Source organism: Streptomyces sp. NPDC003720 (genome assembly GCF_042875075.1).
Lineage (GTDB): Bacteria > Actinomycetota > Actinomycetes > Streptomycetales > Streptomycetaceae > Streptomyces.
Map to the genome: position 1 here is coordinate 54,090 of NZ_JBIANZ010000018.1, position 16,111 is coordinate 70,200.

The following is a 16,111-nucleotide window of genomic DNA, read 5'->3' on the forward strand; positions in this document are numbered from 1 at the left end:
GGAGTACCGGACCTAGCGATCCCGGTGCGGTACGCGGCGGAAGAGGAGATCGTTCACCACGTGTCCCTTTTCCAGCCCCTGTCCCTCGAAACGGGTCAGCGGCCGGAACGGCGGACGGGGCGCGAAACCGCCGTCGGCCCGGGTGTTCTCGAAGTCCGGGTGCGCCGTGAGCACCTCGAGCATCTGCTCGGCGTACGGCTCCCAGTCGGTCGCGCAGTGCACGACCGCCCCGGGCCGCAGCCGGCTCGCGGCCAGCGTCAGGAACTCGGGCTGGATCAGCCGCCGCTTGTGGTGCCGCTTCTTGGGCCAGGGGTCGGGGAAGTACACGCGCAGCCCGTCGAGCGAGTCGGGCGCGAGCATCTCCCGGATCAGGATGATGGCGTCGCCGTTGGCCACCCGGACGTTGGACAGCCCGGCCTGGTCGGCGAGATTGAGCAGGTTGCCCTGGCCCGGGGTGTGCACGTCGACGGCGAGGATGTTGGTGCCGGGGTCCCCGGCCGCCATCCGCGCGGTCGCCTCACCCATGCCGAACCCGATCTCCAGCACGACGGGACCGTCGTCGCCGAACAGCTCGCCGAGGTCGATGACCCGCTGCCCGTCGATGTCCAGTCCCCACTTCGGCCACAGCCGCTGCAGCGCGTCGGCCTGCCCGGCCGTGACCCTGCTCCGCCGGGGCTGGAAGCTCCGGATCCGCCGCTCGAAGTGCGATCCGGCCGGGTCGGCCCTGGGCCCGTCGGGGAACCGCGGCTCCCCCTTGGCCCGGCTGTGCCGCACGGACACACCGGGGACGTGGGAGGGCCGCGGCGCGGCGGCGGTCTCGGACCGGGGGGCTTCGGGGAGGTTCAGCGAGTCAGACACAGTGACACCGATTTTACGGCGGTGGCGCGAGGTCCCGGGACGCCGCCCGGGGCGGCGGGCGGCGTCCCGGTGCCCGGGCGTCACAGCGCCCCGAGCATGTCCAGCGCGCGGCGGCCGATCTCCCGGCCGATCGGCAGCGAGGCGGTCGCCGCGGGGGACGGGGCGTTGAGCACGTGCACCGCCCGGTTCCCCTCCCGGATCAGGAAGTCGTCCACCAGCGTCCCGTCCCGCAGCACCGCCTGCGCCCGCACCCCGGCGGGGGCGCGCACCAGGTCCGCCTCCTCGACGGCCGGCAGCAGTCTGCGCACCGCCGTCAGGAACGCCCCCTTGGACACCGACCGGCGCAGCTCCCCGGCCCCGTACCGCCAGTGCCGCCGGGCCATCACCCACGACCCCGGCCACGCCACCGTCCCGGCCAGCTCCCCGGGCCGTACGACCCCCCAGCCGTAACCCTCGCGGGCCAGGGCGGGGACCGCGTTCGGCCCGATGTGCACGCCGCCGTCGATCCCCCGGGTCAGATGCACCCCGAGGAACGGGAACGCCGGATCGGGCACCGGGTACACCAGCCCGCGCACCAGCTCCGGCCGCGCCAGCTCGTAGTACTCGCCCCGGAACGGCACGATCCGCACCCCGGGCTCGTCCCCGGTCAGCCGCGCCACCTCGTCGCAGTGCAGCCCGGCGCAGTTCACCAGCACCCGGCCCCGCACGACGTCCCCGGCCGCGGTCAGCACGGCCACGCCCCGCTCCGGGCGCCGGTCCACCCGGACCACCCGCGCGCCGTACCGGATCTCCGCCCCCGACGCCTGCGCGAGCTGCCGGGCCACGCCGACGAAGTCGCACACGCCCGTCGTGCCGACGTGGATCGCGGCCAGCCCGCGCACCTCCGGCTCGTACTCGCCGATCTGCGCGGCGCCCAGCTCGCGGACCTGGATCCCGTTCTCCCGGCCGCGCTGCGCGAGCGCGTGCAGCCGGGGGAGCTCGTCCCGCCCGGTGGCGACGATCAGCTTGCCGGTGACGGCGTGCGCGATGCCGTACTCGGCGCAGAACTTCACCATCTCGGCCGCGCCGCGCACGGCGAACCGCGCCTTGAGCGAGCCCGGCCGGTAGTAGACGCCGCTGTGGATCACCCCGCTGTTGCGCCCGGTCTGGTGCCGGGCGGGCCCCGGCTCCTTCTCCAGCACGGTCACCCGCGTACCCGGCGCCGCCCGCGTGATCGCGTAGGCCGTCGACAGGCCGACGATGCCGCCTCCGATCACCAGCACGTCGCAGTCGTACGCACCCTCACGCACCCGCACCACCTCCCGGCTCCGATAGTGCACTGCGCCACTGACAATGCCTTCAAACCCGGATCGGCGGTCCTATGCCGGAGCCACCAGCAGCGGCCGGGCCCGCTCGCGCAGCTCCACCACCCGCGGCTCGTCCCCGTACGGCTCCAGCCGGTGCAGCAGGTCCTTCACGTACTCGGTGGTGCGCGCGGAGGAGATCCGCCCGGCCACCTCGACGGCCCGCACCCCCTGCTCGCAGGCGGCGTCCAGATTGCCCGACTCCAGCTCGGCGACGGCGGACACCACCAGGCGCAGCCCGTGCGACCGCACGAACTCCTCCGTCGGCTTCGACAGCGCCTGCTCGGTGAACCGCCGCACCTGGCGCGGCGCCTTCAGATCGCGGTAGCACTCCGCCGCGTCGGCGGCGAATCGGTCATAGCCATAGAAACCAAGCCAAGAAGGGTCGTTGTCACCGTCCCGGGACCGCTCGAGCCAGCTCTCCGCCGCCTTCAGCGCCGCGCCGGCGGCCGGCGCGTCCCCCGCACGCGCGTGCGCCCGCGCCTCCACCAGCCGGAAGAAGCTCATGGTGCGGGCGGTCGCCAGCCCCCGGTTGCGCTCCAGGGCCGCCTGCGCCAGGTCGACGCCCTCGTCGCCGAAGCCCCGGTACGTCGCCTGCAGCGACATGGAGGCCAGCACGTACCCGCCGAGCGGGACGTCCGCCGCCGCGCGGGCGAGCCGCAGCGCCTGGATGTAGTACCGCTGGGCCGCCTCCTGCTGCCCGGTGTCGAAGGCCATCCAGCCGGCCAGCCGGGTCAGCTCGGCGGAGGCGCCGAACAGGGCGCGGCCCACCTCGTCCGAGTAGGAGCCGAGCAGCAGCGGCGCCGCCTCCACCCGCAGGCACTCCGGCACCATGGACGAACGCCAGTCGCCGCCCCCGTACTTGGAGTCCCAGCGTCTGGCGTCCTCGGCGGCCTCCCGCAGCTTCTGCACATCGCTGTGGCCGACTTTGAGCGGTGCGCCGGAGCCCTCGGCGGAGTTCGCCTCCCGCGCGACCGAGCTGTCGGCGGGGGTTATCAGCCACCGGGACGCGGGCGTCGCGTACGCGGTCACCGCGAACGACCCCGCGAGGGACTGCCAGATGCCGCCCGAGCCGGCCCGGCGGCCGGCCAGGTCGAGCCGGTACAGCTCGGTGGCCGACCGCACCGCCTGCCCCACGTCCCGGGGGAAGGCGAGGCCCACCTCCGGCGCTGGATCGGCGTCCGCCAGCCCTATCTCGTGGAGCGGCACCGGACGGCCGAGCTTCTGGCCGATGGCGGCCGCGATGAGGTGCGGCGCCGCGCCCTGCGGCACCATCCCCTTCGACACCCAGCGCGCCACCGAGGTCTTGTCGTAGCGAAGCGTCAACCCGCGTTGGGCGCCAAGGTCGTTGACGCGTCGCGCGAGTCCCGCGTTGCTGATTCCCGCGAGGGCGAGAACGGCGCCGAGTTTGTCGTTCGGCCCGCGTTGCTCCCTGGACATGCGTCACCCCTCGACACAGACGGCTGCCGCGCTGGCATAACCGTGCGGCATTCGTAAACCCAGCGTAGTTCGCCGCATCCCAAGCGTTAAGGGGCATTGTTCCGGATGGCGGGATTGTGGTCCGTACGGGAGTACGGTCCTGTACGCACCGTGCACGAGGCGTCGCGGCGTGCCCCCGCACGTGTGGCCGTGCGCCCGCCCGTGCGCTCTTCTCCGGCCATCCGGGGAGCGGTTCCATGGCAGTCGCGTGGGTCGGCCCGCTGTACTGGATCCAGTGGGCTGGGGGACACCGCCGCCTTCATCCCCGCGGGTGGCGGACCGGTCCGGGGGGCGAAGACCGCCTCCCGGACCGTGCGCGCGCCCGTACGGGCGGGCCTTGCGCAGGCCTGTACGGAGCGTGCTCAAACCCCTGAGCCTGTCACTTATTTGGCTGAAAACAGCCCCCGCCCCGGTTGAGCGAATACCGCTCCCACCACGGGACTTGAGGGCGTGAAGGGCGTTTTCGGGGCGCACGCAGGGGGCGCATTCGCGTCGCACCGCTGGCGTGCACTCCCGCCACCGCCGCCCGGCCGACCGGGTGTTCACCCACCGGCGCGCAACCGGTACTCTGCCGCCCCCTGCGGCTTCCGGCGCCGGTTTCCCTCGATCGAAGGCGGCGTCACCGCGCCTCCGTGGCGCGTTCTTCATGGCAGCATGGGTCCGGTTCGTACGGTGCACTGGTTGTCCACGCTGTGTGGAGGCGTCGATGCGGTGGTTGGTGGGTTGGAGCAGCACCGCCGCTGGCGTCGCCGGAATCGGCTCCGCCGGCGCCACCGGACACGACGGCGAGACGCTGCACCCGGTCGGCTCCCACCTCCTGTGGGGCGACCCCGACCCGCTGTGGGCCGTCGGCGACTGGCGCCCCGACGAGGTGCGCGTGGTGCACGCCGACGCGCAGAACCGCATCGCCGTCCTCGGCACCTGCGGCGCCACCGACGAAGAGCTGCGGCGCGGCCTGTTCACCGCGCGCGGGGGCGCGCTGCGCCATCTGACCGCCTGGCCGGGCAGCTACACCGCCGTCGTCCAGGTGGGCCGCCGCATCACCGTCTGCGGCGACCTCGCGGGCGCCCGCCCCGTCTTCCACGCCCCCTGGGCCGGCGGCACGGCCTACGCCACCGCCGCGCTGCCGCTCGCCGACCTCATCGAGGCCAACCTCGACTTCGGCCACCTCGCCGCCCTCCTCGCCGCCCCCGACGTACCGGCCGCGCTGCGCGACACCACCCCCTACGAGGGCGTGCGGCGCGTGCCGCCGGGACACGCGCTCGTCCTGCGCGCCGGAGCACGCGAGATCACCGGCTACGAGCCGGTCGCCTCCCTCGCGGTCGCCGCGCCCCCCGCCGACCCGGACGTCGCGGTGGACGCCGTACGGGACGCCCTCGTCGAGGCGGTGCGGACACGGCTGTCGGCGCCCCGGCACGTGCCCGACCTCGACCCCGGGCCGGTGCCCGGCATGGGACCGGCCGAGCGGCGGGCCGCGCGCGGGATGCCCGTGCCCGGCATCGGCGCCGACCTGTCCGGCGGCCCGGCCTCCGGCACCCTCGCCCTGCTGGCCGCCGGGCTGCCCGGCAGGCCCGGCACGCTGCTCGGCCACGGCACGGGCGCCGGGGAGCGGCTGCTCGCCGTCACCTTCAACGACCTCGCCGTCCGCGGCCGCGAGTCCGAGGTCGAACGCGCCGGCGCCCTCGCGGCCAACCCGCGCCTGCACCACGTCGTGGTCACCGGAGGCGAGGAGAGCCTGCCGTACGCCGATCTCGACGGCCCCCTCACCGACGAACCGGGCCCCTCCCTGGTGACGGCCGCCCGCCACCGCGCCCGCCTCGCCGCCGGCAGCGCCGACCACTTCACCGGACACGGCGCCCGCCAGGTCCTGGACGCCCACCCCGCCCGCCTCGCCGACCTCCTCCTGGACCGCAGACGGCGCCACCTGGTCCGGCCGGTCGCCGCGCTCGCCCGGGCCGACGGCTCGGTGATGGTCCCCGCCCGTGTGTACGGCGCCGCCCGGCGACTGGCCCGCACCCCGTACCGGACGGGCCTGGAACTGCTCGCCGAGCGGCTGATGCGCCAGCGCTTCGACGAGCCCAAGGGCGCGGTCGGCGCCTCCCTCGCCGGGCTCACCTGGGCGAGACCCGGCCCGGCGGCCCGCTGGCTGACCGGGGAGGCACTGGCTGAAGTATCGGTTCTGCTGCAGGGGGAGGCGGACCGGTCCGCCCTCGGCTCCGGCCAGCGTCCCGGCGACTACCGCGCGCGTGCCGCCCTCGCCCGCCACGCCGCCGACCTCCGCGTCCTGGAGCAGGCCGCCGAGGTCCGCTCCCAGCGGCTGCACGCGCCCTTCCTCGACAACCAGGTCGTCCGCGCCTGCCGCGCCCTCCCCGAGGCCCTGCGCGTCCAGCCCGGCGCCCGCGCCTCCGTCCTGCGCAGGGTGCTGGAGGGCGCCGGCGTCACCGACCTCCCGCCCGGCTGGGGCGCCCCGTCCCAGGCCTCCTCGGCGGCGGCCACCCGCGCGGGCCTGCGCCTCGCCGCCGACGACCTGATGGACCTGTTCGCCACACCCCTGCTGGCCGACGCCGGCCTGGTGGAGGCCCGGGTGATCCGCAAGGCCGTCCGCGCCGCCGCGATGGGCGAACCCCTCCCCCTGGACGGCCTGGCCGACCTGACCGCCCTCGAACTCTGGCTCCGCCGCCTGCTGTCCCGCCGAGGCACCTGCTGGACCGGCACCCCAGCCCGAGCCCGAGCAGTCCCCTCAGGCATTCAACCCCGCAAAAACGCCCTGGCCTCCGGCGCTTGAACCGTGTCCGGGGGAAGGGGAGACACCGGGGGACTGCGGCCCCCCGAGCCCGCGCAGCCACCGACACTCGAGCCGCTCAGCTGCTGGAATGCATGCAGCCAGGGGCGGCGCCCACCCGGCAGCGGCCGATGAGGCTGCGTGGTCCCGCCCCAGCTGCGGGCTCCCGAGCCGCCAGGGCCGGCACCTCACCCACAACCGTTTGACGAGCGCCGGGCCCGCCCCAGCTGCGGGCATGCGTGCCGCCAAGGCCGACGGTGCTGAACGGCAGCGGCCGATGTGCCTGCGTAGTCCTTGCTAGGGGCTTCTGAGCCGCTGGGGCTGGCACCTCATCCACAGCCCGGTTGAACGGGTATCGGGCCCGCCCCAGCTGCGGGCATGCGTGCCGCCAAGGCCGACGGTGCTGAACGGCAGCGGCCGATGTGCCTGCGTAGTCCTCGCTAGGGGCTTCTGAGCCGCAAGGGCCGGCACCCCACCCCCAGCCGGCTGACGGCATCGGGCGCGCCCCAGCTGCGGGCATGCGTGCCGCTAGGGGCGGCACGGGTGGGCGCAGCGGTGCCTCTCCGGCGCCGGTGCGCGTCCCAGCCTCCGGCCCAGCGTGGCTGGGGGCGCTGAGCGAGCACCGGTTCAGCGGATCCCCGAGCAGCGGTGCATCTCCGGCGCCGGTGCGCGACCAGGCCCCCGGCCCACCGTGGCTCAGGGCACCGAGGAAGCACCGGCTCAGTGAACCCCCGAGCACCGGCGCCCCCGCCTCAGCAGCTGAACCGCGCCTCCGCCCAGTCCGCAAGCGCCACCCGCCCGAACCCCGGACCCCCCGGCGACACCACCAGCCGCACGCGCTCCCGCCCGGTGAGATCGACATGCACGGGCACCGCCGCGTCCCGCCCCGCGACCACCCCGGACCGCCACATCGGAACCCCGTCGGCGTACACGGAGAACACGACCTCACCGAGACCGAGAGTCATGTCGTCGACCCCGACGAGCGCGTCGTACGCCGTGCACCGGCGATTGAGGTCCACGACCACGGACGATCCACCGTGCACGCTGACACCGCGCGCGTACCGCTTCCCGCCGACGGACATCCCGTACCGCTGCCACACCCAGCTGCTCCCCCACAGCCGCATCTCCGGCGCGGTCCCGTCGCCGTTGACGTCGTAGCGCAGACGGCTCCACTCGTAGACGACGGGAGCCGGCGGAGGAGGCGGAGCCGGACTGGGAGTGGCCGTCGGACTCGGATCGGGACTCGGCGTCGAAGTGGGCCGCGGAGCACCCGTCGGCGCGGGAGCGGGAGCCGAGGAGACCGGTGCCGGACTCCTCCGGGAGGCCGGCACCACCGGCGGCGCGACCGGCGGCCTCCTCGGGGCGGAAGGCGGCGCGGCCGACGACGCGGGAGGCGACGCGGACGCCGACGGCGCCGGCGTCGTCACGACGGGAGCCGACGGCGACGGCCCGGCCACCTCCCGCCCCGGACGGCCGTCGTTCACCAGGGCCAGCGCCACCGCCGCCGCGGCCACCGCGACCACACCGGCCGCGATCCCGGCCTTCACCGGCACCCCGAGCCCCTCGGCGGCGGCCGCCCCACCGGCCCCCGAACCCCCGGCGGACCCACCGGCCGCTGCGGCCCCGGCGGCGCCCGCCCCGGCGCCCCCGGCGATGATCGCGAGGACCTTCCCGTACCCGGCGGCCCCGAACCAGCCGATGACGGCGACCGGCACAACCGCCGGGATACCGCCCGCGACCTCCTCGACCTGCGCGGCCGCCAGCCGGCACCTGGCGCACTCCTCCAGGTGCTTGCGCAGCCCCCGCTCGGCGCGCAGCCGCAGCTTGCGCCGCGCATAGGTGCCGAGCTGGTCGGCGTAGCGCGCGCACTCCTCGTCAGCGGTCAGCGCCGCGCTGACATGGGCCTGGAGATAGGCCTGCTTCAGCCCCTCCCGGGCCCGGCTCGCCAGCACCCGGGTGCCGTTGGCGTCCAGCCCGAACAGAACCGCCACGTCACTGGGCGACTCGTCCTCCACCTCGGTGTGCCAGAGCACCGCCTGCCAGCGCTCGGGCAGCGAGCGGAAGGCCCGCAGCGCCATGGACTGCTCGGCCTCGTGCAACGCGCGCACATCGGCGCCCACGTCCACCGAGTCGTCAGCGGCCCCCTCCGAGGGCCGCGCGGCCTGCTCGGCGAACACGGCGAAGTCGTCGACGAGCCGCTCGCGCCGGGCGGACCTGGCCCAGTGCGCGGCCACGCGCCGCACCGAGGTCAGCAGATAGGCGCGCACCGCGTACTCGGGCCCCGCACCGCCCCGTACCGCCTGAAGCATCGCGGCGAAGACCTCGGCGGTCAGGTCGTCCGCGGTGTGCGCGTCACGGCAGCAGGTACGGGCGTAGCGCCGCACGGCGTCGGCGTGCCGCCGGTACAGCTCCGCGTAGGCGGAGTCGTCGCCGCCGCGCATCCGGTGGATCAGCTCGCCGTCCGCGGGCGGCGTCCGCCGGGCCGAGGGCGCCCTGCCGTCCCGCTGCGCGGGCACCCCCGCCTCGACCGGCGCCCCGGCCGGCCCGCCCTGTTTCGGCACCTGCGGCGAGGTCAGTCCTCCGGTCTCGGAGTCACCGTCCCCACGCGGCTCGTCCCGCCCGTCAACGCCCATCGCGCAAAGCCCCCGAAACCGGCACAGCCCAACCCGTCACCGGCTCAGGGTGCCACAGCGGCGATCTCCGCAGTACCAGGCGTCACCCGAACGAGAAATTCGGCCTCCCAGCGCCCAGTTGGCGCCGAACTACCCCCCGCCCGCGCACACCGCGCGGGCCACCCGCACCGCCCGGCCGCGAAGGCGCACCGCGGTGCGGGTGGGGCAGACCCGCCGCCGCGGACGCGGGGCGGGGGACGGCCGCCGCCACTACGCCGGCCGGGACCGGAGCCCCTCCAGCAGGATGTCCAGCAGCCGCGCCGAAGCCGCGGCCTGCTGCGCCGCGTCCGGCAGCGAGGGAGCCGCCGTGGCGATCACGAGCAGCACGTCCGCCACGGACACGTCCGTCCGCAGCTCGCCCGCCTCCCGGGCCCGGTCCACCAACTGCCCGACGACCTCGAGCAGCGCGCCGACCCCGGCGTCGTCGGCCACGGCCGCGGACGCCTCCTCAGGCACCAGCCGCAGCTCACCGCCGCCCGGCTGCACCCGCTGCTGCGGCACCCGGAACTCGTCGCCGGAGCCGACCGGACCCACCGGACCGCCCGCACCGACCGCGCCCACCACTCCGACCGGGCCGGCCGAGTCGCCCGCACCGGCGGAGCCGACCCGCAGCACCTGCGGCGGCAGCAACCGGCCCGCGCCCGACGCCACGGACGTCCGCAGGAAGCGGGACAGCGCCGACCAGGGCTCGTCCTCCTGCCCGAGCGCGGTCCGCGCCTGCTCGGTCAGCCGCGCGGTCTCCTCCTCGGCTATCCGCCGGACCAGCACGTCCTTGCTCGGGAAGCGCCGGTACACCGTGCCGACCCCGACCCGCGCCCGCCGTGCCACGTCCTCCATCGGCGCGCCGTACCCCAGCTCGCCGAACACCTCACGCGCCGCGCGCAGCACGTGCTCCAGATTGCGCTGCGCGTCCACCCGCAGCGGCGTCGTGCGCGCCGAGTCCGCGCGCCCGCCATGCGCCGCGCTCACCGCCGTGCCGCCGGAGGCGAGAGCGGCTGCCGACGACCAATGAGTGTCCTGAACATGCATGTGTTCCCCCGGTAAATGACGTCTCCCCCCGGAGACTCCCCGCCACTGAAACGGAGTGCGCGGACCTGGCATCGGTCCCGAGCGGAACCGCCTTCGCGGACCCGTTCGGCCACATCCCCTACACCCCGTCGACACACGAACATAGTTGAGAGGCAGTCAATTCAGAAGGGGCAGGTTCCGCACAGTGCGCCCCTCGATCGGACTACGGGCCGGTTACGCCCCGATACAGACCCTTCGCCCCCTCTGGGCCGCCCCTGCTGACCTGCCCGCTTCCTCCCCGCCCGGACAGCGCGCGCCGACGCCCGCACCCCCGCTCGCCGGTCACACAAATTGCCGGGGCTGTGGACAAACAAGAGCGCCGGGTGCGTCATGGGATGGTGAAGGAACGTGCGCGCATTCTGGTTGTCGGCGGCGGCTACGTCGGGATGTACACGGCCCTGCGCCTGCAGCGAAGGCTGAAGCAGGAGCTCAGGCGGGGAGAGGCCGACATCACCGTCGTCACTCCCGACCCCTATATGACGTATCAGCCGTTCCTCCCCGAGGCGGCCGCGGGCTCCATCTCCCCGCGCCATGTCGTCGTACCGCTGCGCCGCGTCCTGAACCACTGCCACATCGTCGTCGGCGAGGTCACCTCCATCGACCACGCGGTGCGCACCGCCGCCGTCTCCACCCTCGCCACCGCCGAGGAGGGCCGGACCGCCGAGCTCGTCGGCTACGACGAACTCGTCCTCGCCCCCGGCTCGGTCGCCCGCACCCTGCCCATCCCCGGCCTCGCCGAGTACGGCATCGGCTTCCGCACCGTCGAGGAGGCCATCGGACTGCGCAACCACGTCATCGAGCAGATGGACATCGCCTCCTCCACCCGCGACCCCGCGGTTCGCGACGCCGCCCTCACCTTCCTCGTCGTCGGCGGCGGCTACGCCGGAGTCGAGGCGCTCGGCGAACTGCAGGACATGGCCCACTACACGGCGCGCTACTACCACAACCTCCGCCCCGAGGACATGAAATGGATCCTCGTCGAGGCCTCCGACCGCATCCTTCCGGAGGTCGGCGAGGAGATGGGCCGCTACACCGTCACCCAGCTGCGCCGGCGCAACATCCAGGTCCTGCTGGACACCCGCCTGGAGTCCTGCGCCGACCGCGTCGCCGTCCTCAGCGACGGCCAGCGCTTCCCGACCCGCACCCTGGTGTGGACGGCCGGCGTCAAACCGCACCCGCTGCTCGCCGCCACCGACCTGCCCCTCGACGCGCGCGGCCGCCTGAAGTGCACCGCCGAACTGACCGTCGACGGCGCCCCGCACGCCTGGGCCGCGGGCGACGCCGCGGCCGTCCCCGACGTCACCGCCGCCGAACCCGGCGCCCACACCGCACCCAACGCCCAGCACGCCGTCCGCCAGGCAGCGGTCCTCGGCGACAACATCGCCCACGCGCTGCGCGGCGAGCCCCTGGAGACGTACGCCCACAAGTACGTCGGCTCGGTGGCGTCCCTCGGCCTGCACAAGGGCGTCGCCCAGATCTACGGGCGCAAGCTGAAGGGCTACCCTGCCTGGTTCATGCACCGCGTCTACCACCTCAGCAGGGTGCCCACCTTCAACCGCAAGGCCCGGGTCCTGGCGGAATGGACGCTCGCCGGACTCTTCAAACGGGAGATCGTCTCGCTGGGCTCGCTCGAACACCCGCGCGCGGAGTTCGAACTCGCGGCCGGTGGAAAGCCTCCCCACAGCCCCTCCGACGACCCGAAGGGGTCGTCCTGACCGCGCCCGGGAACTCCACGGGCCGCCCCGGCGTCTGACGGATGTCGCCGCGGACGGCCACCTGCCAGACTGCCCCACGTCCTCGGACGGGCACCTGCCCGCCCACAGCACCCACGAGGCTTTCCTCACTGTGAACTTCACGCGTTGGAGCGCCCGGCTCCCCGGAACGCAGCGCCGCACCGCCGCGCGCACCGACACCGCGGTACCGCCGGACCGCCGGGGGGAAGGCTCCGTGCCCATGGCCCGCGCCGGACAGCCGGCCGACGGGGCCCCGCCGGTGCCCGCCGTCGACGATCTGCCCGCGCGCGACGTCCTCGACCGCGTCCCGGCCCTCGTCGCCCTCGTCCACGGCCCCGAGCACCGCATCGCCTACGTCAACGACGCCTACGCCTCGGCATTCGGCCTGCGGCCACCGGGCGCACCCGCCCGCGAAGGCCTGCCCGAACTCGCCGAACTCGGCCTGCTCCCGCTCCTCGACCAGGTGCTGCGCAGCGGCAGACCCCGCACGCTGAAGTCCCGCAAGGCCGTCGACGGCCGCTCGTACACGTTCACCTGCACCCCGGTCGCGGTCACCGAGGACGGGGACCGCGACGCCGGCGTACTCGTCTTCGCCACCGACGTCACCGACCACGCCGAGGCCGCCGAGCGCCTGCGCGCCAGCGAGCGCCGCCAGCGCGAGACCGCCGTCACCCTCCAGCGCTCCCTGCTCCCGCAGGAACTCGAACAGCCCGACGACCTCCGCGTCGCCGCCACCTACCAGCCCGGCGGCACCGAGGCCGCCGTGGGCGGCGACTGGTACGACGTCATCACCCTCGGCGGCGGCCGCACGGCCCTGGTGATCGGCGACGTCATGGGCAGAGGCGTGCGGGCGGCCGCCGTCATGGGCCAGCTCCGCACCGCGGTACGGGCCTACGCCCGCCTCGACCTCCCCCCGCACGAGGTGCTGCAGCTCCTCGACGGCCTCGCCACCGAGATCGACGCCAACCAGATCGCCACCTGCGTCTACGCCGTCCACGACCCCAACGAGGGCCGCCTGGTGTACGCCTCCGCCGGCCATCTGCCGATCCTGGTCCGCGACGAGAGCGGCACCGTGCTGCGCGCCGACGAACCGACCGGCCCGCCGCTCGGCACCGGCGGCTGGATTCACGCCTCCGGCTCGATCGCGCTGGGCCCCGGCTCCACGGCGGTCCTCTACACCGACGGACTGGTCGAGCGGCGGGACGAGGACCTGGACGAGGGCATCGCCTCCCTGGAGCGCGCCCTGTCCGGCGCGACCGGCACCCCCCAGGTCGTCTGCGACCGCCTGGTCCGCTCGGCCGGCGTCACCGCCGACCACGACGACGACGTGGCCGTCCTCGTCCTGCAGCACCCCGCGCGCAAGGGCCCCCAGGGCGACCTCTTCCGCAACGCGGCCCTGGAACTCCTCGGCGGAGTGGAAGCGGCCCCCCGGGCGAGAGCGTTCGCCTCGGGCGTCCTGACGAGCTGGCGCTTCCCCGCCGAACTGCACGACCTGGGCGTCCTCGCCACCAGCGAGCTGGTCGCCAACAGCCTCCAGCACGGCACACCCCCGATGCGGCTGCGACTGCGCCGCACCGACCGCCGCCTGATCATCGAGGTCACCGACGGCGACGACCACCTGCCCCGCCGCCGCCAGGCGGAACCGGCCGACGAGTCGGGCCGGGGCATCGCCATCGTGGCCACCATCGCCTCCGCCTGGGGTTCACGAAGAACCCCAGGCGGAGGCAAGGCGGTGTGGTGCGAGTTCCTGCTGCCGAAGGACTAGCGGCCGTCGGCGGTGCGCGCGGTGGCTACGCCTCCGCGACGACCGGCTCGGCAGCCGCGCCCCGGGCCACCACCCGGCTCCTCGCGGCGGCCCAGGGCTGGTCCTGCGCTACCGTCAGCCCGCGCCCCAGCCGCAACGCCAGCACCGTGATCCCCAGTGAGAAGAGCACGAACGTCACGATGTACGGCGCGTGCAGCGAGGCGCCGAGCGGGCCGCCCACCGCCGGCCCGACGGCCAGGGCCAACTGCTTGACCAGGGCGAAAGCCGAGTTGTACTGCCCGGCCATCCCCTCCGGCGCCAGATCGGCCACCAGCGGGGCGACCGTCGGCGACAGCATCGCCTCGCCCAGACCGAACAGCGCGTACGTCGACACGAACGCCGCCGTCGCCATCTCCTGGCTGCCGTGCCCGAGCCCCGCGTACCCTGCCGCGATCCAGGCCACGGCCCAGACCAGTCCGACACCGGCGATCACCCGTGACCGCCGGCGCCGCTCGACGAACTTCAGCACGGCGAACTGCGCGACGACGATCATCAGGGTGTTCGCGGCCAGCGCGGTACCGAGCGCCGAGGTCGATATCCCCGCGGCCTCCACGCCGTAGGCGCTCAGACCCGACTCGAACTGCCCGTAGCAGGCGAAGAACAGCACGAAGCCCAGCACGCACAGCTGCACCATCACCCGGTTCCCGAGCAGCCGCCGCCAGCTTCCCCGCGTCCCGGCGGAGGGAGCGTCGGCGATGCGCGGCGAGTGCGGCATCCGCACGCTCGCCATCACCGCGACCAGCAGCAGGAACATCCCCGCCTCGATCGCGAACAGCAGGGTGAAGGAGGAGACCCGGGTGGTGTCGACCAGATGGCCGCCTATCAGGCCGCCGACGCCCAGTCCCAGGTTCTGCAGGAAGAACTGCATCGCGAACGCCCGCGACCTGGTCTCCGCCGTGGAGCAGTCCACGATCATCGTGGCCAGCGCCGGCTGCATGACGGCCTGCCCGGCGCCGAGCGCCGCGGCAGACAGCAGTACGGCACCCGCGTTGCCCGCGAGTCCCAGACCCAGCGCGCCCAGCGCGGCGGTGACCAGAGCGGCGAGCAGAACCGGCAGCGGGCCACGGCGCACGATCGCCCGGCCTGCGAACGGCAGCACGATCAGCGCGGCCACGGCGAAGACGGCGAGCACGAGACCCGCCGTCATGGACCCCAGGCCCCGCACCTGCGCCACATAGACGTACAGGTAGGGGACCGTGAAGCCGAGCCCGAAAGCGCTGAGTGCGTTGCCCACGTGGATCCGGCGCATCGCTGCGCCCATCGCCCTGGTCACGTTCACCTCTCTCACAAGTTAGGAGTGAAGACTTCGAAGCTAAAGTTCGAAGCTAAAGAGTACACATTCAAGGACTTCAAGGCAAAGGGACGTCGTGCCATACTGCGGCCATGGCCGACACGCCCGGCGTCACGGAGCCGACCCTCGAAGAACAGATCGCCGCTTACCAGCGCGAGTTCCAGGACCTCGACCCCCAGGTCGAGAAGATCGTGTCGGCGCTGTCCAGGCTGAACCGCCGCATGAACGTCGCCTACGGCCGCCAGACCGCCGACCTCGGCATCAGCAACGCCGAGTGGGAGGTCCTCAAGGCCCTGGTCCTCTCCGGCGCTCCCTACCGCCTGGGCCCCAGCGAACTGGCCAAGCGCCTCGGCCTCACGCCGGCCGCGATGACCCACCGGATCGACCGCATGGTCACCGAGGGCCTCGTCACCCGTGAGCGGGACGAGACCAACCGCGTCCGGGTGATCGTCGAGCTGACTCCCGAGGGCCGCGAGAAGTGGCTGGAGGCGATGCGCCTCGCCACCGTCTTCGAGGAGGAGCTGCTCCAGGACCTCAGCCCCGGTGAGCGCACCGTGCTCGGCGAGGTGCTGACCAGGCTCCTGCGCCGGGTCGAGCACGCCCAGCCGGACGCCGGCGGCCGGCTCAGCGACCTGGACTGAGCCCGACAAAAGATCTTGACAGGGAGTGCTTGACACCCCCCTGCCCGATCCGTAAAGTTCTTCGGGTTGCCGCGGAGCCGTAACGGTTCCTCGACGACACCTCCGCCGCCTCGAGCGGCACCTCACACCACCAGCACGATCTCCCTAGGGATTGATTTCGGCATGCCTGAATTCAATTCGAATAGGGACTCGACGGCCCGATTGGGAATCGCCGAGCGGATCCGCTAAGGTTTGAGACGTCGGAACGGCCCAACGGCCGCGAGGACAAGCCCCGCTGACTGGGGGTCAGACGCCGAAAGGATCTGATAGAGTCGGAACCGCCGGAAAGGGAAACGCGAGAGCGGAAACCTGGAAAGCACCGAGGAAATCGGGTCGAGAAAAGATCTGATAGAGTCGGAAACGCAAGAACGAAGGGAAGCGCCCGGAGGAAAGCCCGAGAG

The 16,111-nt window shown here is 73.9% G+C and carries 10 protein-coding genes; 4 read left to right on the plus strand and 6 right to left on the minus strand.

What is annotated here, in order from left to right; all coding sequences use genetic code 11:
- Nucleotides 1-12 precede the first annotated feature (12 nt).
- The 3 genes from trmB to ACFYU0_RS34705 form a co-directional block, all read right to left on the minus strand.
- Nucleotides 13-858: a tRNA (guanosine(46)-N7)-methyltransferase TrmB gene (gene trmB, locus ACFYU0_RS34695; RefSeq protein WP_351661292.1), complete on the minus strand. Its 846-nt coding sequence runs from the start codon at nt 856-858 to the stop codon at nt 13-15.
- 80 nt (nt 859-938) lie between these two features.
- Nucleotides 939-2,156 carry an L-2-hydroxyglutarate oxidase gene (gene lhgO / locus ACFYU0_RS34700; protein WP_351662135.1) on the minus strand — a complete coding sequence of 406 codons (1,218 nt, stop codon included), beginning with the start codon at nt 2,154-2,156 and terminating at the stop codon, nt 939-941.
- A gap of 60 nt (nt 2,157-2,216) precedes the next feature.
- Nucleotides 2,217-3,641 carry an MFS transporter gene (locus ACFYU0_RS34705; RefSeq protein WP_351661289.1) on the minus strand — a complete coding sequence of 475 codons (1,425 nt, stop codon included), beginning with the start codon at nt 3,639-3,641 and terminating at the stop codon, nt 2,217-2,219.
- Nucleotides 3,642-4,386: 745 nt separating this feature from the next.
- Between ACFYU0_RS34705 and ACFYU0_RS34710 the strand changes: the two genes are divergently transcribed.
- Nucleotides 4,387-6,465, plus strand: a complete 2,079-nt coding sequence (locus ACFYU0_RS34710) for an asparagine synthase-related protein (protein WP_351661286.1) — start codon at nt 4,387-4,389, stop codon at nt 6,463-6,465.
- 749 nt (nt 6,466-7,214) lie between these two features.
- Here the strand turns inward: ACFYU0_RS34710 and ACFYU0_RS34715 are convergent.
- Complete coding sequence (locus ACFYU0_RS34715) at nt 7,215-9,095, minus strand: sigma-70 family RNA polymerase sigma factor (RefSeq protein ID WP_389306369.1); 1,881 nt, start codon at nt 9,093-9,095, stop codon at nt 7,215-7,217.
- A gap of 249 nt (nt 9,096-9,344) precedes the next feature.
- Nucleotides 9,345-10,163: a helix-turn-helix domain-containing protein gene (locus ACFYU0_RS34720; protein ID WP_351661280.1), complete on the minus strand. Its 819-nt coding sequence runs from the start codon at nt 10,161-10,163 to the stop codon at nt 9,345-9,347.
- 374 nt (nt 10,164-10,537) lie between these two features.
- Here ACFYU0_RS34720 and ACFYU0_RS34725 point away from each other — a divergent pair, with 374 nt between their 5' ends.
- On the plus strand, nt 10,538-11,917 hold the full coding sequence (locus ACFYU0_RS34725) for an NAD(P)/FAD-dependent oxidoreductase (RefSeq protein ID WP_351661277.1): 1,380 nt from the start codon (nt 10,538-10,540) through the stop codon (nt 11,915-11,917).
- Nucleotides 11,918-12,047: 130 nt separating this feature from the next.
- Nucleotides 12,048-13,700, plus strand: coding sequence for a SpoIIE family protein phosphatase (locus tag ACFYU0_RS34730; protein WP_389306372.1), 1,653 nt, complete (start codon nt 12,048-12,050; stop codon nt 13,698-13,700).
- A 25-nt stretch (nt 13,701-13,725) separates the two neighbouring features.
- On the opposite strand, the gene ACFYU0_RS34735 is transcribed toward ACFYU0_RS34730, so the two are convergent.
- Nucleotides 13,726-15,000 (minus strand): MFS transporter, encoded by a 1,275-nt coding sequence (locus ACFYU0_RS34735; RefSeq protein ID WP_389306378.1) that lies wholly within the window; start codon nt 14,998-15,000, stop codon nt 13,726-13,728.
- Nucleotides 15,001-15,122: 122 nt separating this feature from the next.
- Between ACFYU0_RS34735 and ACFYU0_RS34740 the strand changes: the two genes are divergently transcribed.
- Nucleotides 15,123-15,671 (plus strand): MarR family winged helix-turn-helix transcriptional regulator, encoded by a 549-nt coding sequence (locus ACFYU0_RS34740; RefSeq protein ID WP_389306374.1) that lies wholly within the window; start codon nt 15,123-15,125, stop codon nt 15,669-15,671.
- The last annotated feature ends 440 nt before the right edge of the window (nt 15,672-16,111 follow it).

Bases quoted from the DNA above. Each gene is read 5' to 3' on its own strand.
- ACFYU0_RS34725 (WP_351661277.1), top strand. From the start codon at position 10,538: ATGGTGAAGGAACGTGCGCGCATTCTGGTTGTCGGCGGCGGCTACGTC.
- ACFYU0_RS34705 (WP_351661289.1), bottom strand. From the start codon at position 3,641: ATGTCCAGGGAGCAACGCGGGCCGAACGACAAACTCGGCGCCGTTCTC.
- ACFYU0_RS34710 (WP_351661286.1), top strand. From the start codon at position 4,387: ATGCGGTGGTTGGTGGGTTGGAGCAGCACCGCCGCTGGCGTCGCCGGA.
- ACFYU0_RS34740 (WP_389306374.1), top strand. From the start codon at position 15,123: ATGGCCGACACGCCCGGCGTCACGGAGCCGACCCTCGAAGAACAGATC.
- ACFYU0_RS34735 (WP_389306378.1), bottom strand. From the start codon at position 15,000: ATGGGCGCAGCGATGCGCCGGATCCACGTGGGCAACGCACTCAGCGCT.
- ACFYU0_RS34715 (WP_389306369.1), bottom strand. From the start codon at position 9,095: ATGGGCGTTGACGGGCGGGACGAGCCGCGTGGGGACGGTGACTCCGAG.
- ACFYU0_RS34720 (WP_351661280.1), bottom strand. From the start codon at position 10,163: ATGCATGTTCAGGACACTCATTGGTCGTCGGCAGCCGCTCTCGCCTCC.